The organism is Actinomadura sp. 3N508 (genome assembly GCF_044326375.1).
Taxonomy (GTDB): Bacteria; Actinomycetota; Actinomycetes; order Streptosporangiales; family Streptosporangiaceae; genus Spirillospora.
In genome coordinates, this window is the sequence record NZ_JBIRAX010000004.1 from 459571 (window position 1) to 482800 (window position 23230).

Here is a 23230-nt window from a genome sequence, read left to right on the forward strand (position 1 = left end):
CTGCATGGGCGTGGCCGGCCCGTGCCGGTGGTTGACTGGTCGGGTGCATAGCGAGACCGTCCAGCCAGGTTTGTTCGCGCGGCTCGTTGAGATCGGGCGCGGGGTCGGGCGTGACTCGGCGGCCGAGGCGGAGCCGGAGACGCTGTACGACCGGCATGGCGTGCTGGTGGTGCGTGTCGGTGACGTGGCGGTTAAGGCGCACCAGGCCGATCGTGAACACGGGGCCCTGTTCCTGGAGCGGATACGGCTGGCGGGCGCCGTTCCCGATGTTCTGGTCGCTCCCCTTGGCGCGCCGATCGATGTTGACGGGCGGACGGTCACGGTCTATCCCTACGGCCGGCCAGTGGATCCGCAGGGGGATCTGCCCTGGGAGGAGGGGGCGCGGCTTCTGGCGGTGCTCCATTCGATGACGGTGTCGGCAGATGCGCCTTCTTGGGGGCGGCCTGCGCGGGTGGCGCGTCGCGTCTCGGAAATGGGGCACGGGCCGGCCGAGGACGTGGTGCGGCGTGCGTTCGCCACTCTGCCCGCCTGGATACGTGGCGACGGCGACGTGCCTTCCGACACCGGGAAGTGCCTCATCCATGGTGACTGGCACCTCGGGCAGATGGTCCGCGCCCAGGACGGGCGGTGGCGGCTCATCGACATCGAAGACCTCGGTACGGGCGACCCCGCCTGGGACCTCGCGCGCCCGGCCGCGCTCTATTCGGCGGGTGTTCTGCACCCCGATGAGTGGAGCCGCTTCCTGGGCGCGTACCAGGGGGCGGGCGGCCCGGCCGTCCCGGCGGAGGGCGACCCCTGGACGGCCCTGGACATTCCCGCGCGAAGTCTTGCGATCCAGATCGCCGCAACGTGCGTCATATCGGCGGAAAGGGAGAACCGGCCCCTCGATGGGCCGGAGCAGGCGATGGTCGACGCCTGCGGAAGAATATCGGCGGCGGGGGACGCGGCATGACGTGGCGCGAAACCTGCCCTACATTTAGCCTCTACCTGGGGATCCATACTGGAAGGAAGAGAAGGCGATGCACTGCCCTAAGTGTCGTGGCGTGATGCGGACCTACACCCGCAGCGGAGTCCACATCGAGCAATGTGACAGCTGTCGGGGCATCTTCCTCGACTACGGCGAACTCGAGGCCCTGGCCCAGATGGAGTCGCAGTACCGGGCGGCGCCGCCGCCCGCCGCGGGCCCGGGATGGTCCGCACCGGCGCCGGCGGCGTCGGTGCACCACCATCACCACGGTCGGCCCCATCACCGCCCCCACGGGGGCAGTGTGTTTCACATGCTCTTCAGCACCTGACCCGCTCGGCGCGAGCCGATCGGCGACGGTTGGGCCCGCCACCTAGGACACCTAGGGGGCGGGCCATGCGTCTATAGGCGCGGGTCCACGGGTTCGGACTCCAACGCCAGGATGGCGAAGACCGCCTGGTGGACGCGCCACAGCGGTTCGCCGGCGGTGAGCCGGTCGAGGGCCTCGACGCCGAGGGCGTGCTCCCGCATCGCCAGCGAACGCTTGCGGCCGAGTGACCTGCCGCGCAGCCGGTCGAGGTTCTCGGGCTCGCTGTAGTCCGGGCCGTAGATGATGCGCAGATATTCGGGGCCGCGGCACTTGACGCCCGGCTGGACGCGCTTGTCGTCCGGGAACGGCCCCAGCGGTTTGACGACCATGCCCTCGCCGCCCGCGGCGGTGAGTTTCTCCCACCATTCGGTGACGTCGGCCTCCGATTCCGGGGAGTACAGGTCGGCGGTCATCGATTCCGTCCGCTGGACGAAGCCGCCCGGGTCATTGTCCGCAAGCCGCCCGGCCATGGTCATGTGCCAGTCGTGGTCGCGTGCGACGGCCCAGGAGCGGCCTTCTCCGGCGAGGATCTGGAACGGCGCGAGCCGCAGGCCGGTGAGGCCGTCGACCGTCCAGCAGTAGCGCGCGTAGGCGTCGCGGAAGCGGGACGCGTTCGCGGCGCGACGGTCGATGTGCTCCCGGAGACCTCCCACGTCGAGGCCGCGTTCTTCCGCGCGCGCGAGCAGGTCGGACGCCATGGGCAGGGCGGCGCGGGCCGCCGCGCCAGTGGCGGCGTACTGCGTGCGGATGAGGTCCATGGCCTTGGCCGACCACGGCAGCAGTTCGCTGTCGATGACGAGCCATCCGGTGTCGAGCTCTTCCCAGAGCCCTGCGGCGCCTATGGCGGAACGGAGCCGGTCCAGGACTTCGGTCGTGCGCGACGGGTCGCGGAAGAAGGGGCGCCCTGTGCGGGTGTAGACGGCACCGGTCGTCCCGTCGTGGACGCCGAAGCGGTCTGCGGCGATCGATGCGTCGCGGCAGACGACGACAACGGCTCGCGAGCCCATGTGCTTCTCTTCGCACACCACGCGGTCGATGCCCTTGTCCCGGTAGGCGGCGAGGGCTTCCGCGGGATGTTCCAGATATCCGGGCAGGGCCGAGGTCTCGGCAGGGGCCATGGTGGGCGGCAGGTAGACGAGCCAGCGCGGGTCCACCGCGAACCGGCTCATCACCTCCAGCGCGGCGAGCGCGTTCTCCTCGCGGACGGAGACCCGGCCCATCAGGCTGGTCTCGACGCCCTGCGCGCCGAGGACGTCCTCGATCTTCAGGACCTCGTCCTCCCGGTGGCCGCCCGCCGTGGTGCCGGACGGCGCGTCCAGCGGACGGCTCGGCTCGTACCAGACCTGGCGGGCCGGGACGGATACCAGCTCACGCTCGGGATAGCGCAGCGCGGTCAGCTTCCCGCCGAACACCGCGCCGGTGTCGATGCAGATGGTGTTGTTGACCCATTCCGCTTCGGGGACGGGTGTGTGCCCGTACACGACCATGGCCTTGCCCCGGTAGTCGCGCGCCCACGGGTACCGCACGGGCAGGCCGTACTCGTCGGTCTCCCCCGTGGTGTCGCCGTAGAGCGCGAACGACCGGACGCGGCCGGACGAACGACCGTGGTACTCCTCCTTCAGCCCGGCGTGGGCCACGACCAGGTCGCCGCCGTCCAGGACGTAGTGGCTGATGAGGTCGTCCATGAAACGCAGTGCGTCCTCGCGGAAATCGTCCGGTTCGGCGGAGAGCTGCTCCAGGGACTCTGCCAGGCCGTGCCCAATGCGCACCTTGCGGCCGCGCAGGGCGCGGACGAGTTTCGCCTCGTGGTTGCCCGAGACGCAGAGCGCGTCGCCGTCGCCGACCATGCCCATCACCAGCCGCAGCACGCCCGGCGAATCCGGTCCGCGGTCGACGAGGTCGCCGACGAAGACGGCCATACGCCCGCCGGGATGGTGCGCGCCGGCGGCGAGCCCCTCCGCGTCCCGGTCGATCTCGTAGCCGAGGTCGGTGAGGAGGTCCTCCAGCTCGGCGCGGCAGCCGTGCACGTCGCCGACGATGTCGAACGGCCCGGTCAGCTCCCGCCTGTCGTTCCACGCCTTCTCGTGGACGACCGTCGCGGCGTCGATCTCCGCGACGCCGGTCAGCACGTGGAAGCGGCGGAACTCGCGCGCCAGCGACCGCATCCCGCGCCGCAGCTCGCGCCGCTGGCGCGGGATCACGTGCGGAGGCAGGTTCCGGTCCAGGCGGGCGGCGTTCCGCTCGGCAGCGACGCTCTCAGGGACGTCCAGCACGATCGCGACCGACATCACGTCATGGTCCTTGGCGATCTTCAGCAGCGACTGCCGTGCCGCGCTCTGCACGTTGGTGGCGTCGACCACGGTCAGCAGGCCGCGCCGCAGCCGCTTGGCGACGATGTAGTGCAGCAGGTCGAACGCGTCGCCAGTCGCGGATTGGTCGTTCTCGTCGTCCGACACGACGCCGCGGCACTCGTCGGACGAGATCACCTGTGTCCGCAGGAAATGCTTGCGCGCGAAGTACGACTTGCCCGAACCGGTCACGCCCACCAGGACGACGAGGCCCATCTCCGGGACCCTGATCTCCGTCATCGCGTGAAAACCCCCATCTGCGTAGGCGCGCCGACCTCGGGATCGTCGTCCCCGACGGGCACGTGCCGGACGCTGTAGCCGTGCGCGCCTGCGACCCGGTCGGCCCATGCGCGGAACTCGGCGCGCGTCCACTCGAAGCGGTGGTCGGGGTGGCGCATCGCACCCGGCGCCAGGCCCTCGTAGCGGACGTTGTGCTCGGAGTTCGGCGTCGTGACCACCACGACGCGCGGCTTGGCATGCGCGAACACGACCCGTTCCACGGCGCTGAGGCGCGGCGGGTCGATGTGCTCGATGACCTCCATGAGCACGGCCGCCTCGTAGTCGCGGAACCGTTCGTCGGCGTAGGTGAGCGCGCCCTGGAAAACGTCCTTGACACGGTCGTTGGAGCGGTCGTTCGCGTGGTGGGGCCGCTGGTCCCAGCGGAGCCGTCGCCAGGCGTGGCTGAGCGCGCGGTGCGACACGTCCGTCCCGGAGATCTCGCTGAAGAAGTCGTCCTTGGCGAGGCGCGAGAGCAGTTTCCCGGAGCCGCAGCCAAGGTCGATGACGCGTCGGGCGTCCTCGTCGTGCAGCGCTTGCACGACCGCCTGGAGACGGTGTTCCGCGAGGGATACGGGCTGCTCCTCCGGCGGCGACCGGTCCTCGCCGTCCTCGATGACGGGCGGCTCCTCCTCCACTTGCGCCGGGTCCAGTGCCTCGTCGGTCGCGTCCTCGGCGTCGGCGAGGCGGCCCAGTGCGGTCCGGACGAGGCCGCGCCGGTTGGCCAGATAGCGGCGGGTGATGGTGCCGCGTTCGGGGTGCGTGGCGAGCCAGCCCTCCCCTGCGCGGATGAGCTTGTCGACCTCGTCCGGCGCCATCCAGTAGTGCTTGGCGTCGTCGAGGACGGGCAGCAGCACGTAGAGCTGGTTGAGCGCGTCGGCGAGCCGTAGCGTCCCGGTCAGCGTGAGCGTCACGTACCGGGAGTCGCCCCAGTCGCCGAACTCCGGATCGAGCGGGACCGGCACGGCCGACACGTCCCAGCCCAGTGGCGCGAAGAACCGTTCCGCCTGCCCGGGACCGCCACGGCATGGGAGCGCGGGCAGGACGACCTCAAGCGGAATCGGCGTCTCCGCCAGTTCGGGACGCTGGTCGCAGCGTCCCCGCATCGCGGTGCGGAACACGTTCGCCATGGCCGAGGCCAGGAGCGACGACGCCGCATACGGACGGTCGTTGACGTACTGGCCCAGAGAGAAGTCCGGTGTGCCTCTGCCGCGCGTGCGGACGAGCTTGACCGGGTCGACGTCCAGCAGGAGCGCCGCCGTGCAATGGGACTCGTCCGCGTCGGGGTAGAAGACGTGCGCCGTGCCGAAGGACTGCTCGAACGCCTGCACCCTCCCGGGGTGCTTGTGCAGGAGGAAGCCCAGGTCGGTCGCCTGGTTCTGGGTGGTGGTGATCGTCAGAAGCACGCCGACAAGTCTGGCGGACCACCGCGAACGCACCCCATTCATTTTCCGGCGTTTTCCAGCATTCTCCGGTCGAACACCGAGAAAGGGTTTGCGGCCACGTTTGCGTTGCCGCCACAATCCGGAGCGTTATGAGCAGACATCCCCGCCGGGAGACGGCGCAGGAGACCGTGAGAATCCTCGACCGCGGCGACTACGTCGCGCCGTCCGGCCGTACGGTCTCGATCGTCGACGGCCTGGCCCGCGCCGTCCGCGGCACCGTTCTGTACCGTCCGGACGAGCTGGACGAGTTGCTGCAACGCCTCCCGCCCGTCTCCGCCGCCCCCGGCAGCACGACGCGCATCGAAGTCACTGACGAGACCACGCTCGCCGCCGCCCTCCGGCTGTCCGGTCAAGGGACCGTTCCGTTCGCGCTGAACTTCGCCTCTGCCAAGAACCCAGGCGGAGGGTTCCTGAACGGAGCGCACGCCCAGGAGGAGGGCCTGGCCCGGTCGTCCGGCCTGTACGCGTCGCTGCGTTCGGCCAGAGAGTTCTACGACTTCCACCGTGCACAGGGCGACCTGCTCTACAGCGACCACATGATCTACTCACCGGACGTGCCCGTGTTCCGCGACGACGCCGGAACGCTGCTGGACGAGCCGTACGACGTCGCGTTCCTGACGTCCCCGGCCCCCAACCGGGGCGCCATCCAAGACCCCGCCCAGGCGGACAGGATCCGCGACGTGCTCCGGCTACGCGCCCGCAAGCTGCTCGCCGTGGCCCAGGACAACGGGCACCGGCGGCTGGTGCTCGGCGCTTGGGGCTGCGGTGTCTTCCGCAACGATCCGCAAGAGGTGGCCGAGGTGTTCGCAGAACTGCTGCGTCCGGGCCAAGAGTTCGCCGGTCGTTTCGAGCACGTCGTCTTCGCGGTGTGGGACACCGCCAAGGGCGCCCCCAGGCACGCCGCCTTCCAGAACGTCTTCGCCTAGAGACCGTCAGAGTTCACGACGTCTCCGGTGCGTCGACGTAGGACGCGATGCCCCGGAGCAGGATGTCGAGACCGAACTCGAAGCGCGCGTCGCCGCCCTCGCTGGTCAGCTCTTGCGCCATCGCGGTGACGTTCGGGTAGCGGTCGGCGGGCAGCGCCTTGAAGAAGTCGCGGATCTCGCCCAGATAGCGGTGGAACTTCTCAATCGCCTCCGCGCCGCCGCTGAGCTTGGCCGAATAGATCGTGCCCTCGATGGCGTCGGCGTCCACGAACATGCCGAGGGTGTCGACGGCGAGCGCGGCGATCTTCGGGGGCACGCCGCCCGCCCGCATGAGCGCGAGCTGCGCCTCCGCGACGGCGAGCAGGTTGGGACCGGTGGGGATCAGCCCGATCGACACCTGGGCGATGTCGCGGTGCGAGGTCAGCACGCGGCGGGTCTCCAGGGCCAGTTCCTTCAGCTGCTCCTGCCACCGCGCGGGGTCGGGCACGGGCAGCCTCACCTCGCCGGCGACGCGGTCGAGCATCAGCTCGCGCAGCTCCTCCCGGCCCGAGACGTGGGCGTAGAGGGAGGCCGCGCCGGTGCCCAGCTCCTGGGCCACCCGGCGCATCGTCGCCGCCTCCAGGCCCTCGGCGTCCAGGACGCGGATCGCGGCGTCCACGATCAGCTCCCGCGTGAGCGGCTGCCTGGCGGCGGCGGCCTTGCGGGGCCTGCGTCCGGGCGGTGTCGGCATGTCCGAGCGTTCGGTGGCCACGGAGAGACCTCGGCTTTCGAGCTACATCTTGGCTTCGACGGGACGCGCTGATCGCCACGTCACGAACAGCGTACTTGACACGAACGCCGTTCGCGTTTAGAATAGTGTTCGCTATCTACGAACGCTGTTCCCGTCTGGAGTGAGTCATGGCCCACACGTTGACGTCCACCACGAAACACGCGGCGGAGGCCGCCTACCGCTGGCGCTGGGCCGCCCTCTTCGTGATCCTCGCCGGCGAGATCATGGACATGCTGGACGCGCTGATCACCAACGTCGCGGCCCCCACGATCCGCGCCGAGCTCGGCGGCTCGGCCGCCACCGTCCAGTGGCTCGCCGCCGGCTACACCCTCGCCATGGCGATCGGGCTCATCACCGGCGGGCGCCTCGGCGACCTGTACGGCCGCAGGCGGATGTTCCTGATCGGCGCGGCCGGGTTCACCGCCGCCTCGCTGCTGTGCGGCATCGCCGTCTCGCCCGGGATGCTCGTCGGCGCCCGCGTCACGCAGGGCCTGTTCGGCGCGCTGATCCTGCCGCAGGGCATCGGGCTGATCAAGCAGATGTTCCCGCCGAAGGAGATGGCCGTCGCGTTCAGCGTGTTCGGGCCGGTCATGGGGCTGGCGTCGGTCGGCGGCCCGGTGCTGGCCGGCTGGCTGATCGACGCCGACCTGTTCGGCACCGGCTGGCGGATGATCTTCCTGATCAACCTGCCGCTGGGCGCCGCCGCCATCCTCGCCGGGCTGAAGTTCCTGCCCTCCGGGCGCTCCGAGCGCGCCACCCGGCTCGACCTCCCCGGCGCGGCGCTCGCCTCCCTCGCCGCCGCGCTGCTGATCTACCCGCTCGTCCAGGGCCGCGAGCACGACTGGCCGGCCTGGACGTTCCTCATGATGGCCGCCTCGCTCGCCGTCTGGGCCGTGTTCGCCTGGTACGAGGCCCGCAAGCACCGCTCTGGCGGCGACCCGCTGATCGTCCCGAGCCTGTTCCGCAAGCGCGGCTTCACCGGCGGCCTGATCGTCGGCCTCGTGTTCTTCGCCGCCATAGCGGGCCTCGGCCTGGTGCTGTCGCTGTTCTTCCAGATGGGGCTCGGCTTCTCGCCGCTCAAGGCCGGCCTCTCGCAGATCCCGTGGTCGGTCGGCACCGTCCTCGGGTTCGGCCTCGTGCAGGCCGTGCAGCGCTTCGGGCGCCGGGTCATCCACGCGGGCGCCCTGATCATGGCCGCCGGGATCGCCGGGTTCCACGCGACGCTGCTGCATGCCGGGATCGACGTCACGCCGTGGCATCTCGTCCCCGCGCTGACCCTGACCGGGCTCGGCATGGGCCTGCTGATGGGGCCGTTCTTCGACACCGCCCTCGCGGGCGTCGAGCCCGAGGAGACCGGCTCGGCGGGCGGCACGCTCACCGCCGTCCAGCAGCTCGGCGCGGCGCTCGGCGCGGCCGTCCTCGGGACGATCTTCTTCGGCCTGCTGGGCGGGCAGGTGACGACCGCGGCGGACGGCGGCGCCGCCGGGCTGCGCAAGGACCTCGCCGCCGCGTCCGTCCCCGCCGCGCTGCAGGACCGGATCGTCGGCGGACTGCGCGACTGCGGCCACGACCGCGCCACCACCGAGGACGCAGCCGCCGTCCCAGCCTCCTGCCGCCGGCTCCAGGCCGACGTCGGGGCCGCGTTCGCCGCCGCGCCGCGGTCGGCGCCCGCCGTCCAGAAGGCGGTCGCGGACGCGGGCGAGCACTCCGCCAAGGTCGGCTTCAGCGAGGCCATGAAGATCACGCTGCGGGTCGAGGCCGGGCTGCTCGGCCTCACCTTCCTGGCGACGTTCCTGCTGCCGAAGCACGCCCGGCCGGAAGCGGAACACGCCTGACCGGACGCGACGGCCGCACGCGGCGACCGGCGCGGCCGCCGGGACGCGCAAGGCCCGCGGTGGGACGCATCCCGCCGCGGGCCTCCGCGTTCCGGACGGTCAGAGCTTGGGCATGACCTCCGCGGCCAGCAGCTCCAGGTGATCCAGATCCTCCAGGTCCAGGACCTGGAGGTACACGCGCTCGGCGCCCAGCTCCGCGAACCGGCCGAGCTTGTCGACGAGCTCGCCCGGCGTGCCGGTCAGGCCGTTGGCCCGCAGCTCCGGCACCTCGCGTCCGATGGCGCCGGCGCGGCGCCGCACCTCCGCCTCGTCCCGGCCGCAGCAGACGACCTGCGCCACCGAGTAGACGAGCGGCTTGGTCCGGCCAGCCTCGGCGCAGGCCGCGCGGACCCGGTCGAACGCGGCGGCCGTGCCCTCCGGCTGCGTGAAGGGGACGTTGTACTCGTCGGCGAAGCGGGCGGCGAGCCGCGGCGTCCGCTTCGCCCCGGTCCCGCCGACGATGACCGGCGGGCCGCCCTGCTGGGCGGGCTTGGGCAGCGCGGGCGAGTCCGCCAGCGTGTAGTGCTCGCCGCTGAAGGAGTAGGTCTCGCCGGACGGCGTCCCCCAGAGCCCGGTCAGGATCTCCAGCTGCTCCTCAAGCCGGGTGAACCGCTCCCCCAGGCCCGGGAACGGGATGCCGTACGCGGCGTGCTCCTGCTCGAACCAGCCCGTCCCGAGACCGAAGTCGACGCGTCCGCCGCTCATCTGGTCGACCTGCGCGACGGAGATCGCCAGCGGGCCGGGATACCGGAACGTCGCGGCCGTCACCAGCGTGCCGAGCCTGATCCGGCTGGTCTCCCTGGCCAGCGCGCCCAGCGTGATCCACGAGTCGGTCGGGCCCGGCTCGCCCGTCACGTCCCCCATCTTGACGTAGTGGTCCGAGCGGAAGAACGCGTCGAACCGGAGGTCTTCCGCCGCCTTCGCGACGGCCAGCTGTGTCTCGTAGCTCGCCCCTTGCTGGGGCTCGGTGAAGATCCGGAATTTCATGGTCCCATCCTGCAATCCCACCGGCCCCGTCCCTGACACGGGGTCAGCGCCGCCGGATGATCCGGGTGCGGGTGACCGTGCCGTTGTTGGACCGGTCGAGGTCGAGGGTCGGGGACGCCGCCGTCCACGACGTCCTCAGCACCGTGCCCGCGCGGACGGCCCCGCGCGGCACCGCCGTGACGCGCAGCGTCCTGGACTCGCCCGCCCGCAGCGGCCCCACCGAGCACAGGTAGGCGCCGCGGCCGGGCACGCACGCCGTGTTCCGCCCGACGAGCCTCACGGGCCCCTCGGACAGGAGCATCACGTTCTGCGCCGTGGCCGGGCCGTTGTTGCGGACCGTCACCCGGTAGGAGATCTTCGCGCCCGCACGTGCCCTCGCCGGGGCGGCCTTGGTGATGGCGAGGTCCGCGGTGGCGGCGACGCGCGAGGCCGGGAACCGCCGGGTGACGCGCGTCCCGCCCCAGGTCACCGCACCGAGCGGGCTGATCCGCCGGCCCGGCTTCGCCCGCTCGACGACGCGGGCCCTGAGCACGCCGCTGACCCGGCCGCCCCGCCGGACGGCGCCCATCCGGCACACGACCTTCCACCCGCTGGACGCGCACTGCCGCTCGCCGGACACGAACGCCAGCGACTTCGGCAGCGTCGTCCAGAACACCGCCTGCCGGGGCCTCGCCCTGCTGGCCTGCAGCTTCCCCGCCTTGCCCTTGCCCGCCTTCGCCTTTCCCTTCTTCGCCTTGACGTGCTTGGGACGCGGCTTCCCGGCCACGCGGATCGTCCACCGCCACTCGTAGGTGCGTCCCGGGATCACGTCCCTCGTGGGACCGGACGTGCGCAGCGCCACGGCCACCTTGGCCTTCGCCTTGGCCTTGGTGTGCGTCTTCGGCTTCGGAGGCGGCTTGAGAAGGCCGTCCAGCCGTATCGGGTCCGCGGTCCGCGGCGAACCGCCCGCGTCCGCTCCGGCCGCGGCGGGCACGACCACCAGCAGCGGCACGGCCGTCAGCAGGACGAGACCGCGCACCTTCCATGTCCGGATCACAATGAGCCCCCCGTGGCCTGCGGTTCTACGTACGGACACGTCCGTTGTAGCGACCGCCGACCCCGCCGCCTAGCGCCACGACGGCGTGTCATCACAGACGGTGACCAAAGTTCTACGGCGGCGGGGCAAGAGTCCGGAAAGACCCGGTAACTCAGCGGCCTTCCGGCTCGCCGTAGAGGGCGCGGAAGAACGCGAGCGCCACCCGCCGCTTCTCGCCGGGGCCGGTGCGCAGGTCGGCGAAATAGGCGTTGAGCTCCGCGAGCTCGCGCGGCGTCTCGTCCCCCTCCGCCGGGTCCTGGCCGCCGAGCGGTTCCCGTCCCTCGGCGATGCGGGCGAGGTCACCGGCGCGCCAGCGCAGCGCGTCCTCGATGGCGCCGCGGGTCCGGGCCTGCGGCCAGCGCTCGCCCGCCTCCAGGTTGTAGACCGTCTTGACCGTCACCCCGGCCCGCTCCGCCAGCTGCTCCTGCGTCAGCCCGAGCGACCCGCGCCTGGCCACCGCGTACTTGGCGACCCGCTCCCGGTCCATGTCCCCGGCCATGCCGCCCAGCATGGCGGAAACACCAGGAAACATCCACCGCCGCGTCCCCCGGCCACCGTTACACGCGCCAGTTCGCCCGGTAGGCGGGGTGGTCGGCGTACGGCGACGCGAGGAGCCGCAGCGTCGTGCAGCCGCCCTCGCGGACGTGCTCGCCGCACGCCTGGCAGACGCCCGTCCCGTTCATCCGCGAGTGCAGTTCGAGCAGGCGCCGCTTCACCTGCACCTCCGCCACGACCCGCGCCGGCGAATGGCGCGCCATGTGCAGCGCGACGCCTTCCTTGACGAACGAGACGTCCAGCACGTGGTGCGGCCCGAAGCCCGGACGGCTCTGCCACGGGTACTCGTTGACGCTCCGCAGCGAGACCGGCCTCTGCAGATGGTCCATCGGCCGCCGCCCCAGCCGGAGCCGCTCCCCCGAATGCGTCTCCACCCACTGCCACCGCTCGTCCCCGGACAGGTCCGGGCCGCCGCTCGGACGGGACCGGTAGTCGGCCGCCCATCGCGCGGTGTCCTCGTCCTCGAAGAGCCTGGCCCGCAGGAACTCCACCAGATCACTCACAGCCGCTCCGTTCCGCCGTCGACGCGCCGACACCGATCCTGCCACCGCAAGATCGTCCGCCGTGCGGCCGCACCCGCCCGGCGGACGCGTCAGAAGTCGTCGGCGATGAACGGCGCCAGGGGGACGGCGAGCGCCGCGTCCAGGCGGGCGGCGGCGGACGGCGTGTGCTCGTCCACCACGCCGGCGCGGACCAGGGCGCGCACGCGGTTGCCGCCCAGATAGACGGCGGCCAGGTCGGCGGCCGAAAAGGTCAGGTCGGGGGCCTCGGTCGTCGGTTCGCAGGCCGGTGCGGGGCCCGTCTTCAGCCGCCAGCGTCCCTCGTTCGCCGGGATGCGGGCGTCGCGGACCTCCAGGACGAACGCGTCATCGGCGGCCCACGAACGTGCCCGCAACGCCGCGGGGACGTCGATCAGCCGGAGCCAGAGCGCGCCGTAGTCGCCCTTGATCTCGACCTGGTCGGGGTCGGCGGCCATGTGCGGGAGCAGGTCGTCCACCGGACGGCCCGGCGCGTGGATGCGTGAGGTGAGGTCGATCGACGCCAGGTACCGCCAGAGCGCCGCCTCGACCTGCGGCGTATCGGCGACGAGGTCGGTGACCCGGACCGTCCGGTCCCCGCCGCCGTGGGTGCGGTAGACGGCGTACCCGGCCGGATGGACGACGGCGAGCGGCGCGGTGTAGCCGGGCGCCTCGCGGTCCACCTCGACGAAGACCGAACGCGACCACCATTCGGCGTCGCGCACCAGGCCACCGGGCCGCGCGGACAGCGCCCGCATGTAGATCGGGTCGAGGATCTCCGGGGCGGACGCGGGGTCGACCAGCCGGAGCGGCGCGGGATCGGGCGTGGTCCGCAGCTCCAGGGGGCGGGAGGTGTCGACGTCCATCGAGATCGCGCGGGTCGCGAGCCCGAACCCGTACCGCCCGTAGATGATGCCCTGCGACGCCCAGAGCGCGGCGAGCGGACGGCCCGCGGCGATCGCGTCCTCGTGCATCCGGTCCATCATGGACGTGAGCACGCCGCGGCGGCGATGAGTGGGCAGCACCCCGACGAACGTGACCGCCGAGCAGTCGAGGAGCGCGCCCGGCACGGCGAGGCGCATCGGGATGGACGCGAGCTGCCCGATCAGGGCGCCGCCGTCATAGGCTCCGACGCGTTCGGCCCGTCGCACCGGCCACGATTCGCGTTCGTAGTCGTCCTCCCCGAAGCGCTGGTGGAACACCAGGCCGGCGAGGTCCACCATGCGGTCGGCGTCGCCCTCCGGGATCTCCCTGATTTCGATCACATCTCCACGGTAATCCGCGGCGCAACCCGTTTTCGCAGGTGGGCCGGTCAGCCGCGGACGAGCGTGGCGAGGCACTCCACATGCTGGGTCATCGGAAACGCGTCGAAGGCGCGGAGGGTCTCCAGCGTCCAGCCGCGCTCGCCGAAGTAGGCGAGGTCGCGGGCCAGGGTCGCGGGGTCGCAGGACACGTAGGCGATCTTGCGACCGGCGAGGCGGGTGATGTGCTCGACGACGTCGCGGCCCGCGCCGGTGCGCGGCGGGTCGAGGACGACGACGTCGGCGCGCCGGAGCCGCTCGCCGCGGTGATGCCCGCCGCCGCGCTTGTTCTGCGTCTTCGCCCCGGCGGACGCGCGGCCGAACTCCAGGTCGGCGACGACCTCCTCGACCGGGCCGCGCTCGATGGACACGTTCGGCAGGTCGCGCAGGTTGAACCGGGCGTCGCGGACGGCCTGCCCGTCGGACTCGACGCCGACGACGAGGCCGTCCCTGCCGATCCGGTCGGCGAGGACGCCCGCGAACAGCCCCACGCCGCAGTACAGGTCGAGGGCGATGTCGCCCGGCTTCGGTTCGAGCGCGTCGACGACCGCGTCGGCGAGCAGCTGCGCGGCGCCCGGGTGGACCTGCCAGAAGCCGCTGCCGCTGACCTGGTAGAGGCGTCCGGACACCTCCTCCCGGACGTAAGGGAGCGATGCACCGGGTTCGGGCTTGCCGCGGACGAGCCGGACCGGGACGTCCAGCCGCGGGACCTTGATCTTGCGGCGGTCACGGCCGCGCAGCACGACGAGGCGGTCGCCGGTGGTCGCGGACACGATGCCCTCGACGCCGGTCGCGCCGGGCCAGCGCTTGCGCTCGATGCCCATCAGCTCGACGCCCGGGTGGGCGATCAGGCATTCGTCGATCGGCTCGATGTCGTGCGAGCGGTGCCGCCGCAGCCCGACGGCGCCGCCGGAGACGGTGAACTGCACGCGCGTGCGCCACCCCAGCCCTGGCGGCGGCACGACGTCCGAATCGACCGGATACGGGACCTCCTCCACGGTGACCGTCCGGTCGATCCCGGCGAGGCGCTTGAGCTGCTCCTCGACGACGGCGGCCTTGAGGGCGCGCTGCGCGGGCAGCGAGGCGTGCTGCCAGTCGCAGCCGCCGCAGCGTCCGGGGCCCGCGAACGGGCACGGCGCCTCGACCCGGTCCGGGGACGCCTCGATGATCTCCACGGCGTCGGCCCGGAGGAAGTTCTTGGCGCGCTCGGTGACGCGCGCCCGCACCCGCTCGCCGGGCAGCGCGTGCCGCACGAACACCACGCGCCCCTCATGCCGGGCGACGCAGAAGCCGCCGTTGGCGACGTTGCCGACCTCCAGTTCGAGGACGTCGGGCAGGGCGTCGGGTTCCAGGTCAGTCACGTTCCGAAACATTACCGGCACCGGGACGCCCCCCGGTCCGCGGCGGCCGCCGGGACGCACCGGGCCCGGGCGGCTCGGCCCGTCCCTTGAGCCGGTCGGACGAGGCGAGCTGCCAGGGAACGCTGACCACCATCACGCCGGGCTGGAACAGCAGCCGGCCCTTGAGGCGCAGCGCGCTCTGGTTGTGCAGCAGGTGCTCCCACCAGTGGCCGACCACGTACTCGGGCAGGAAAACGGTCACCACGTCGCGCGGGCTCCTGCGGCGGACGCCCTTCACGTAGTCGAGGATCGGACGGGTGATCTCGCGGTAGGGCGAGTCGAGGATCTTCAGCGGGGTGGGCAGGTCGAGAGCGTCCCACTCCTGCTGGAGCCGGGCGGACTCGGTGGCGTCCACGGACACGGTGACCGCCTCCAGGGTCGACGGCCGGGTGGCGCGGGCGTAGGCCAGCGCCCGCAGCGTCGGCTTGTGGATCTTGGAGACAAGGACGATGGCGTGGTTGCGGGCGGGCAGCACGATGTCCTCCCCGGAGGGCACCAGCTCCTCGGCGATCCGGTCGTAGTGCCGCCGGATGGCCTTCATCAGCAGGAAGATCAGCGGCATCGCGATGCAGACGATGTACGCGCCGTGGGTGAACTTGGTGATCAGCACCACGACCAGGACGAACCCGGTGGTGGAGCCGCCGATGGCGTTGATCACCCGCGACCGCATCATGTGCCGGCGCCGGGCCGGGTCGGTCTCGGTGGTCAGGTGCCGGTTCCAGTGCCGGACCATGCCGATCTGGCTGAGGGTGAACGACACGAACACGCCGACGATGTAGAGCTGGATGAGCTTGGTCACCTCGGCCTGGAAGGCGTACACGAGCAGGCCGGCCATCGTCGCGAGGATGATGATGCCGTTGCTGTAGGCCAGGCGGTCGCCGCGGGTGTGCAGCTGCCGCGGCAGGTAGCCGTCGCGGGCGAGGATCGAGCCGAGCACCGGGAACCCGTTGTAGGCGGTGTTGGCGGCGAGGAACAGGATGAGGGCCGTGACCGCCGCGATGTAGATGAACGCGATCGAGCCGTCCCCGAACACCGCGGACGCGACCTGGGTGAGGATCGGCTCCTGGACGTAGCCCTCGCCCACCGGCGAGCCATTCCGGACCAGGTCGACCGCCGGGTTCTCGGCGACCCGGACGTCCGAGCTCAGCGCGAGGGCGATCACGCCGCAGAACATGGTGACCGCGATGAGGCCCATCATGAGCAGGGTCGTGGCGGCGTTGCGGCTCTTGGGCCTGCGGAACGCGGGCACGCCGTTGCTGATCGCCTCCACGCCGGTGAGGGCGGCGCAGCCGGACGAGAACGCCCGGAGCAGGAGGAACACCACGGCGAGACCGGCCAGGTCGTGCTGCTCGGCCCGGATCTCCAGGTCGGCGGTGGGCGCGGTGAGATCGTCGCCCATGACGCCGATCCGGAACACGCCGAACACCACCATCGCCAGGACGCCGATCACGAAGGCGTAGGTGGGGACCGCGAAGAACATCCCGGACTCGCGGACGCCGCGCAGGTTCGTCACCGTGAGCAGTGCGATGATCGCGATCGCCGCGATGACCGGGTTCTCCCCGATCCAGGGGATGGCGGAGCCGATGTTCTCAACCCCGGACGAGACCGACACCGCCACGGTGAGCACGTAGTCGACCATGAGGGCGCTGGCCACGGTGAGCCCGGCGTTCGGCCCCAGGTTCACGGTGGCGACCTCGTAGTCGCCGCCCCCGCTGGGATAGGCGTGCACGTTCTGCCGGTACGAGGCGACCACCACGGCCATCAGAAGCACGATGGCCAGCGCGATCCACGGGCCGTACGCGTAGAAGGACGCCCCCGCCACGGCGAGCATCATCAGCAGTTCCTGCGGCGCGTACGCGACGGAGGACAGCGGGTCGCTGGCGAAGATCGGCAGAGCGACGCGCTTGGGGAGCAGTTGCTCGTGCAACTGGGTGCTGCGGAGCGCCCTTCCCAGCAGCAGGCGCTTCACAAGGTCCGGAGCCTTTGACACGAGAGGAGACTCTAGCCCTTGGGCGTGACGTCGCCCTCCCGCCCCCGGCGGCGTCGCCGTCGCCGCCCCGGCCGGGACGCGGGCGCCGGGCCGGGTAGTACTCGTCAGGGCGGATGTGTAGGTTTGCAGCCCGGTAGGGATCATTCACTGGAAACGTTCCTCGGGTGCGGCACGGCATGGGCGGTCGGCGACGAGTGCCGTGGACGGCGCGGGGGGTACAGGGGGAGCGTCCCCCTGGACGGACAGAGGGAACGGCCGTGCATATCGTGATCATGGGATGCGGGCGGGTCGGTTCGACGCTCGCCCACATCCTGGAGGACAAGGGTCACTCGGTGGCCATCATCGACCAGAACCCGGAGGCGTTCCGCCGGCTGCGCAGCGGGTTCCGGGGCCGCCGCATCACCGGGTTCGGGTTCGACCGGGAAGTGATCGCCGAGGCGGGCATCGAGCGCGCGTCCGCGTTCGTGGCCGTCAGCAGCGGCGACAACTCCAACATCATCTCCGCGCGGGTGGCGCGGGAGACGTTCGGCGTCGACAACGTCGTCGCCCGGATCTACGACCCGCGCCGCGCGGAGGTCTACCAGCGCCTCGGCATCCCGACGGTCGCGACCGTCCGGTGGACGGCCGACCAGATCCTGCGGCGGCTGCTGCCCGAGGGCGCCGAGCCGCTGTGGCGCGACCCGACCGGCGCGGTCGTCCTCGCCGAGCTGGACTCCGGGCACCTGTGGGTGGGCGAGAAGGTCGGCGCGCTGGAGGAGCACGCGGGCACGCGGGTGGCGTTCCTGTCGCGGATGGGCGAGGCCCTCGTCCCGGATCGGGACACCGTGATCCAGGACGGAGACATCGTGCACATCATGGCGGGCGCCGACGACGTCGAGCGCGTGAATCTCGCCCTCGCGGCGCGGGACGGGGAGGAGTCCTGATGCGGGTGGCGATCGCCGGTGCGGGCGCGGTGGGCCGGTCCATCGCCCAGGAGCTGCTGGAGAACGGGCACGAGGTCCTCCTGATCGACAAGAGCCCCAAGGCCATCAAGGTGGAGATGGTGCCGCGCGCCGAGTGGCTGCTGGCCGACGCGTGCGAGATCTCCGCGCTGGACGACGCCGCGCTGCAGCGCTGCCAGGTCGTGGTCGCCTCGTCCGGCGACGACAAGGTCAACCTGGTGGTGTCGCTGCTGGCCAAGACCGAGTACGGGGTGCCGCGCGTGGTGGCCCGGATCAACCACCCGAACAACGAGTGGCTGTTCAACGAGTCGTGGGGCGTGGACGTGGCGGTGTCGACGCCGCGGCTGCTGTCCGCGCTGGTGGAGGAGGCGGTCAGCGTCGGCGACCTCGTCCGGCTGATGACGTTCCGGCAGGGCGAGGCGAACCTGGTCGAGCTGACGCTGCCGGAGGACGCGCCGCTCGGCGGGGAGCGGGTCGGGTCGGTGGCCTGGCCGCGCGACACGGCGCTGGTGGCGATCCTGCGCGAGGGCCGGGTGCTCGTCCCGACGGCGGACGACACGCTCGAACCGGGCGACGAGCTGATGTTCGTCGCCAGCCAGGACGTGGAGGACGAGCTCGCCGAGCTCCTGGGCGGTCACTGAGCACACGCCCGGAACCCGTCTGGCCTTCCCGGTTAGGCGGGTTCTTTGCGTTCGATGGGGGTGCGGCCGCGGGCGAGGAGCCAGACCATGGCGGCCAGCGCCGCGACCTGCAGCGGCCAGCCCATCACGATCTTGGCGGCGCCGAGCAGGCCGCTCTGGTCGCCGTCGGCGAGGTAGATCGGGTACTGGACGGCGACGCGCGCCGCGCACGGCAGCACCAGCAGCCAGGTGAGCCTGGAGCAGAGCCGCACGATGCCGGGGTCGCGGCGCCATGCGGTCGGGTCGCCGGTGACGGTGCCGATGATGAAGCCGACGACCGGCCACCGCACCACGATCGAGAAGATCATCGCGGCGGCGTAGCCGGCGTTGAGCAGGATGCCGGGCAGGAACGCGTCCTCGGCCTTGCCCGAGCGCAGCGCGAAGAACGCGGCGACCGCGATGCCGACCAGGCTGTTCAGGACGAACTGCGGGTTGGAGCGCTGCGCGATCCGGACGGCGAGCAGCAGCACGGCCGCGCCGACCCCGGCGGCGACGGCGGGCTTGATCTCGTCGAGCACGACGTAGGTGCCGGTGAACGCGATGGTGGGTACGGCCGCCTCGATCATGCCGCGGACGCCGCCGAGCGCCTTGGTGAGCTGGGCGCGCACGGCCGCCTCGACGGTGTCGTGCGGGTCCTTGCCCTCCCCCGCCGTACCGGGTGCGGCGGTCGCGCCGGATGCGGAGGGGCCCCCGGTCTCGGTGTCCACGCCGTCCTCCCGGCTCGCTTCGACTTCGCTCACGCCGCACTCCCGGTTCCGGCCGCTCGCCGCGGCCTCACGAACCGCCGCGCAGCTCGTATCGCGGATTGAACATGACCTTGCGCCCGTCCTGCGTGCTGACCAGCCCCTCGGCGCGCAGCATGCGCCCCGGGTCGATGCCGGCGATCTTGCGGCGGCCGAGCCAGACCAGGCTGATCACGTCGGTGCCGTCGTACAGCTCGGCCTCCAGGGCCGGGGCGCCGCCCCGCGGACGGAGCGTCACCGTACGTAGCGTACCCGCGACGCAGTGCCGCTTGCGCTCGGCGCACTCGGTGATCGGGGTCGCGCCCTCGACACCGGAGGATTTCTGCAGGTCTTCGGCCTCGAGCTCGGCCCGGCTCGAGGCCATGCGCCGCAGGAAGCGCCGCAGGCCGCCCTTCCCGCGCTCGGCCGATGCCTCGTCCATGTCTCGAAGCGTATGGCATCCCCGGACGAATCGGACCCCTTGCCACGCCCCTCGATCGGTTCGCGCTCGGCAGGAGTTGGAATGAAGCATTCCGTTCTGCTACTATCGGAACAGAGCATTCCGCTCCGACAGGAAGGAAGAGCCGTGACCGCCACGCTCGACACCCCGGTCTCACCATCTGAGAGCCGCCCCGACGCCCCTCAGGAGACCGCCGCCCCTGTTCCTGCGGGGGGACGACCCCCCACACCCCCCGGAACCGCGTCGAGTCCGCGCCGCTGGCTCGGCCTCTCCGCGGTCCTGGCCGCCACCCTGCTGAACCTCCTCGACTCGACGGTCGTGAACGTGGCCGCGCCCGCGATCCGCGCGGACCTCGGCGGGTCCTACTCCGCGCTCCAGTGGATGGCCGCCGGATACACCCTCGCCCTCGCCGTGGCGCTGCTCACCGGCGGGCGGCTCGGCGACATGTTCGGCCGCAAGCCCGTCCTGCTCGTGGGGGCCGCCGGGTTCGTGGCGACCTCGGTGGCCTGCGCGTTCGCCTGGTCGCCCGAGAGCCTGATCGCCGCGCGCGTCGCGCAGGGGCTGTGCGCCGCGGTGATGATCCCGCAGGGCTTCGGGCTGATCCGCGACCTGTTCGGCGCCAAGGACATCGGCAAGGCGTTCGCGCTGTTCGGCCCGGTGATCGGGCTGGCCACGATCCTCGGCCCGGTCGTCGCCGGGCTGCTGGTGGACGCCGACCTGCTCGGCACCGGCTGGCGCGCGATCTTCCTGATCAACATCCCGGTCGGCGCGTACGCGCTGGTCGTCGGCGCGCGGGTGCTGCCCTCCCCCGTCCGGTCACGGGGACACGCCGACCGCTCCGGCGGGCTGGACGTCACCGGCATGCTGCTCGGCGGGCTCGGCATGAGCATGCTCGTCTACCCGCTCGTCCAGGGCCGTGAGCTGGGCTGGCCGGTCTGGTCGCTGGCGATGCTCGCCGGCTCGGTGCCCGTCCTCGCCGCGTTCGCGCTGCACCAGCTGGGCCGCACCCGCCGCGGCCGGACGCCGCTCGTCCGGCTGACCGTGTTCGCCAGCCGCTCCTACAGCTCCGGGGTCCTGTTCGTCGTCGTCTTCTTCGGGCTGATCACCGGGTTCTCGCTGGCCGTCGGGCTGTTCCTGCAGCTCGGGCTCGGCTACACGCCGCTCGCCGCCAGCCTGGCGATGTCGTCCTGGGCGATCGGCGCGTTCGCCGGGTCGGCGTTCTCCGGCATGACGATGAACAGCCTCGGCCGGAAGATCCTGCACATCGGCCTGGGCATGATGCTCGCCGGGCTGGTCGCCCTGTACGCGGTGTTCGAGTCGGCCGGGACGGGCCTCGGCGGCTGGCATCTGGTCGCGCCGCTGCTGCTCTTCGGCGCCGGGATGGGGATGATCTTCGTCCCGCTGTTCGACATCATCGTCGCGGGCATCGCCGACCACGAGGTCGGGTCCGGGTCGGCGGCGCTGGAGTCGATCCAGCAGCTCGGCGCCTCGCTCGGCATCGCGATCCTCGGCACGGTGTTCTTCGGCGCGATCGGCACGCCGGTGGCCGGGCACTTCGACCCGTCCGCCGCGCTGGAGGCCGCGAAGCGGGTCGCCGAGCTGACCCTCGCCCTCACCGCCGTCGCGTTCCTGGTGGCCTTCCTCCTCCCCCGCCGGGCCCGCGCCCACTGACCGGGCCCGTCCCGCCGGACTCGCCGTCCACACCGGACGGCGTTTTCGGCGTTTCGCGGGCCGTCAGGAGCGGCGGAGGCGCGCGGCGGCCATCGCGGTGAAGTAGCCGATCTCGGGGACCTTCATCAGCCGCGCGGTCGCGAAGTACAGCGCCCCGCCGCCGAGACCGCCGACGACCACGGTGAGCAGGGCGGGGAGCCGCTCGCCCGGCAGCCGGCCGAACCCCCAGACGGCCGCCGCACCGAACGCGAGGGCGGGCAGGGCGGCCAGGTGCAGGCGGGTGAGCGCGACGAGGATGCGGCGGCCGTCCATCCCGCCGAGCCGCCTGCGCAGGACGAGCGTCGCGCCCACCGCGCCGGCCAGGTAGAACAGCCCGTACGCGACGGGCAGCCCGAGCACGACCTGCCGCGCCGGGACGAGCCACAGCAGCACGAACGCCGTCACCGCCTGCGCGATCCCGGCCGGGACGGCGATCAGCCCGGGCGTGCGGGTGTCGCCGAGCGCGTAGAAGACGCGCATCAGCAGCTGGTGCAGGGTGAACGGCAGGACCATCACGGCGAAGACCATGAGGACGAGGCCGATGCGGCGCGCCCCGTCCACGCTGAGGCTGCCGTAGGCGAAGAACGTGACCGAGCCGGGGATCGCGAACACCAGCATCCCGAGCCACAGCGGGACGAGCAGCGCGCTGGACAGCCGCAGGCCGCGGGAGAAGTCGTCCCGGACGAGGTCGCGCCGCCCGGCCGCGACGTGCGCGCTCATCCGCGGCAGCAGCGCCGTGATCACCGACACGGCGATGATCGCGTACGGCAGCTGGAACACGACGAGCGCGAACTTGTAGGTGGCGAGCCCGCTTCCCGCGACCGGACGGCCCGCGGCCTCGGCGGCCCGGTCGGCGGCGCGCGTCGCGACGTTCGCGGTCACGAGGACGCCCGCCTGCGCGACGACGATGTACACCAGCATCCACGACGCGGCCCGCACCGCCTCGCCGAGCCCGGAGCCGCGCAGGTCGAGGCGCGGCCGCCAGCGGAACCCGGCGGACCGCAGCGTCCATGCGAGCACGACGCTCTGCACGATCGTCCCCAACGCGGAGCCCAGGCCGAGAAGGGCGAGCTGCCCGTCGGTCACGGTCTCGGTGGTGCGGCCGCGTCCGGCGACCCACAGGAACAGCAGGCCCGCGGCCATCGTGATCAGGTTGTTGACGACCGGCGCCCACATCGGCGCCCCGAACCGGCGCCGGACGTTCAGCAGCGTGCTCGCCAGCCCGCTGACGCCGATGAAGAAGATCTGCACGAGCAGGAGCCGGGTGAGCAGCACGGCCACCTCGCGCTGCCGCCCGTCGAATCCGCTCGCGTACAGGGAGATCAGCCAGTCGGCGGCGAGGATGGCGACGACGGTCAGCACGGCGAGGGCCAGCAGCACGACGCCGAGCAGCCGCCGCTCGGTCGCCGCTCCCCCGTCGTCGTCCCGCATCCGCCGCTTCACCAGGAACGGGACGAACACGCTCGCGAGCAGCCCGCCGAGCAGCAGCTCGTACACCGTGTAGGGGATCATCTCGGCGGCCTGGTAGGCGTCGCCGAGCAGCGCGGTGCCGAGCGCCGCGCCGATCACGACCGTGCGGAGGAAGCCGGTGGCGCGGGAGAAGGCCGTCCCGATCGCCATGACGGCGCTGGAGTGCGCGACACCCGGCGGTGCGGCCTGCGCGGCGCCGCCGATCTCGTCGCGCTCGGAGCCGGGCCGGTCGGCGGTCCCCGGGTCGCCGACGTCGCCGGGATCGCGGAGCGGGACGAGCCCGGTCTCCGGCTCGCCGGGCGGCTCCGCGCGCTCGGCCTCCTCGATGACCGCCGGCATCAGGACGCGCCACGGGCCGCGCTGGTCCTTTATGTCGGGCTCGTCCACGGTCATCACCCCCGGAGGCGCCAGTATGCCGCGTGGGGCGCCCACCCTTCACGGATGAGCAC

Annotated in this window: 20 protein-coding genes; 7 read left to right on the top strand and 13 right to left on the bottom strand. The window is 72.1% G+C overall.

What is annotated here, in order from left to right:
- Window positions 1–43: 43 nt before the first annotated feature.
- A complete protein-coding gene (locus ACH34S_RS17600) occupies window positions 44–952 on the top strand; it encodes a phosphotransferase family protein (protein WP_395953726.1) in 909 nt (302 codons plus the stop codon).
- Window positions 953–1019: 67 nt separating this feature from the next.
- Window positions 1020–1295, top strand: a complete 276-nt coding sequence (locus ACH34S_RS17605) for a zf-TFIIB domain-containing protein (protein WP_395953727.1) — start codon at window positions 1020–1022, stop codon at window positions 1293–1295.
- 71 nt (window positions 1296–1366) lie between these two features.
- Here the strand turns inward: ACH34S_RS17605 and ACH34S_RS17610 are convergent, their stop codons facing one another.
- Window positions 1367–3922, bottom strand: a complete 2556-nt coding sequence (locus ACH34S_RS17610) for a polynucleotide kinase-phosphatase (RefSeq protein ID WP_395953728.1) — start codon at window positions 3920–3922, stop codon at window positions 1367–1369.
- Window positions 3919–5364, bottom strand: a complete 1446-nt coding sequence (locus tag ACH34S_RS17615; RefSeq protein WP_395953729.1) for a 3' terminal RNA ribose 2'-O-methyltransferase Hen1 — start codon at window positions 5362–5364, stop codon at window positions 3919–3921. The genes ACH34S_RS17610 and ACH34S_RS17615 overlap by 4 nt, the downstream gene beginning before the upstream one ends.
- A 128-nt stretch (window positions 5365–5492) precedes the next feature.
- Between ACH34S_RS17615 and ACH34S_RS17620 the strand changes: the two genes are divergently transcribed.
- Window positions 5493–6329: a TIGR02452 family protein gene (locus ACH34S_RS17620; RefSeq protein ID WP_395953730.1), complete on the top strand. Its 837-nt coding sequence runs from the start codon at window positions 5493–5495 to the stop codon at window positions 6327–6329.
- Window positions 6330–6342: 13 nt separating this feature from the next.
- Here ACH34S_RS17620 and ACH34S_RS17625 read toward each other — a convergent pair whose 3' ends face one another.
- Entirely contained in the window at window positions 6343–7080 is a 738-nt protein-coding gene (locus ACH34S_RS17625) for a TetR/AcrR family transcriptional regulator (protein WP_395953731.1), read from the bottom strand.
- A 146-nt stretch (window positions 7081–7226) separates the two neighbouring features.
- Here ACH34S_RS17625 and ACH34S_RS17630 point away from each other — a divergent pair, with 146 nt between their 5' ends.
- Window positions 7227–8933 carry an MFS transporter gene (locus tag ACH34S_RS17630; protein WP_395953732.1) on the top strand — a complete coding sequence of 569 codons (1707 nt, stop codon included), beginning with the start codon at window positions 7227–7229 and terminating at the stop codon, window positions 8931–8933.
- A gap of 99 nt (window positions 8934–9032) precedes the next feature.
- Here ACH34S_RS17630 and ACH34S_RS17635 read toward each other — a convergent pair whose 3' ends face one another.
- From ACH34S_RS17635 to ACH34S_RS17665, 7 genes are all read right to left on the bottom strand, one after another.
- Window positions 9033–9959 carry an LLM class F420-dependent oxidoreductase gene (locus tag ACH34S_RS17635; protein WP_395953733.1) on the bottom strand — a complete coding sequence of 309 codons (927 nt, stop codon included), beginning with the start codon at window positions 9957–9959 and terminating at the stop codon, window positions 9033–9035.
- 43 nt (window positions 9960–10002) lie between these two features.
- Window positions 10003–10995 (bottom strand): hypothetical protein, encoded by a 993-nt coding sequence (locus ACH34S_RS17640; RefSeq protein WP_395953734.1) that lies wholly within the window; start codon window positions 10993–10995, stop codon window positions 10003–10005.
- A gap of 151 nt (window positions 10996–11146) precedes the next feature.
- Window positions 11147–11533, bottom strand: a complete 387-nt coding sequence (locus ACH34S_RS17645; RefSeq protein WP_395953735.1) for a helix-turn-helix domain-containing protein — start codon at window positions 11531–11533, stop codon at window positions 11147–11149.
- A 58-nt stretch (window positions 11534–11591) separates the two neighbouring features.
- Entirely contained in the window at window positions 11592–12092 is a 501-nt protein-coding gene (locus tag ACH34S_RS17650; RefSeq protein WP_395953736.1) for a DUF6221 family protein, read from the bottom strand.
- 89 nt (window positions 12093–12181) lie between these two features.
- Window positions 12182–13372, bottom strand: coding sequence for a GNAT family N-acetyltransferase (locus ACH34S_RS17655; protein WP_395953737.1), 1191 nt, complete (start codon window positions 13370–13372; stop codon window positions 12182–12184).
- Window positions 13373–13419: 47 nt separating this feature from the next.
- Window positions 13420–14769, bottom strand: a complete 1350-nt coding sequence (locus ACH34S_RS17660) for a class I SAM-dependent RNA methyltransferase (protein ID WP_395953738.1) — start codon at window positions 14767–14769, stop codon at window positions 13420–13422.
- The gene (locus ACH34S_RS17665) at window positions 14762–16798 is read right to left on the bottom strand and encodes an APC family permease (RefSeq protein WP_395953739.1); all 2037 of its coding nucleotides are present in this window, start codon (window positions 16796–16798) and stop codon (window positions 14762–14764) included. Before ACH34S_RS17665 ends, ACH34S_RS17660 begins: the two co-directional genes overlap by 8 nt.
- 257 nt (window positions 16799–17055) lie before the next feature.
- On the opposite strand from ACH34S_RS17665, the gene ACH34S_RS17670 reads away from it, so the two are divergent.
- Window positions 17056–17721, top strand: coding sequence for a potassium channel family protein (locus ACH34S_RS17670; RefSeq protein WP_395953740.1), 666 nt, complete (start codon window positions 17056–17058; stop codon window positions 17719–17721).
- Window positions 17721–18380 (top strand): TrkA family potassium uptake protein, encoded by a 660-nt coding sequence (locus ACH34S_RS17675; RefSeq protein WP_138643749.1) that lies wholly within the window; start codon window positions 17721–17723, stop codon window positions 18378–18380. Before ACH34S_RS17670 ends, ACH34S_RS17675 begins: the two co-directional genes overlap by 1 nt.
- Window positions 18381–18412: 32 nt before the next feature.
- On the opposite strand, the gene ACH34S_RS17680 is transcribed toward ACH34S_RS17675, so the two are convergent.
- Window positions 18413–19159 carry a DUF3159 domain-containing protein gene (locus ACH34S_RS17680; RefSeq protein ID WP_395953741.1) on the bottom strand — a complete coding sequence of 249 codons (747 nt, stop codon included), beginning with the start codon at window positions 19157–19159 and terminating at the stop codon, window positions 18413–18415.
- A gap of 34 nt (window positions 19160–19193) precedes the next feature.
- On the bottom strand, window positions 19194–19583 hold the full coding sequence (locus ACH34S_RS17685) for an OB-fold nucleic acid binding domain-containing protein (RefSeq protein WP_395953742.1): 390 nt from the start codon (window positions 19581–19583) through the stop codon (window positions 19194–19196).
- A 144-nt stretch (window positions 19584–19727) separates the two neighbouring features.
- Here ACH34S_RS17685 and ACH34S_RS17690 point away from each other — a divergent pair, with 144 nt between their 5' ends.
- Window positions 19728–21272, top strand: coding sequence for an MFS transporter (locus tag ACH34S_RS17690; RefSeq protein WP_395953743.1), 1545 nt, complete (start codon window positions 19728–19730; stop codon window positions 21270–21272).
- A 63-nt stretch (window positions 21273–21335) separates the two neighbouring features.
- Here the strand turns inward: ACH34S_RS17690 and murJ are convergent, their stop codons facing one another.
- Window positions 21336–23174 carry a murein biosynthesis integral membrane protein MurJ gene (gene murJ / locus ACH34S_RS17695; protein ID WP_395953744.1) on the bottom strand — a complete coding sequence of 613 codons (1839 nt, stop codon included), beginning with the start codon at window positions 23172–23174 and terminating at the stop codon, window positions 21336–21338.
- Between the last annotated feature and the right edge of the window lie 56 nt (window positions 23175–23230).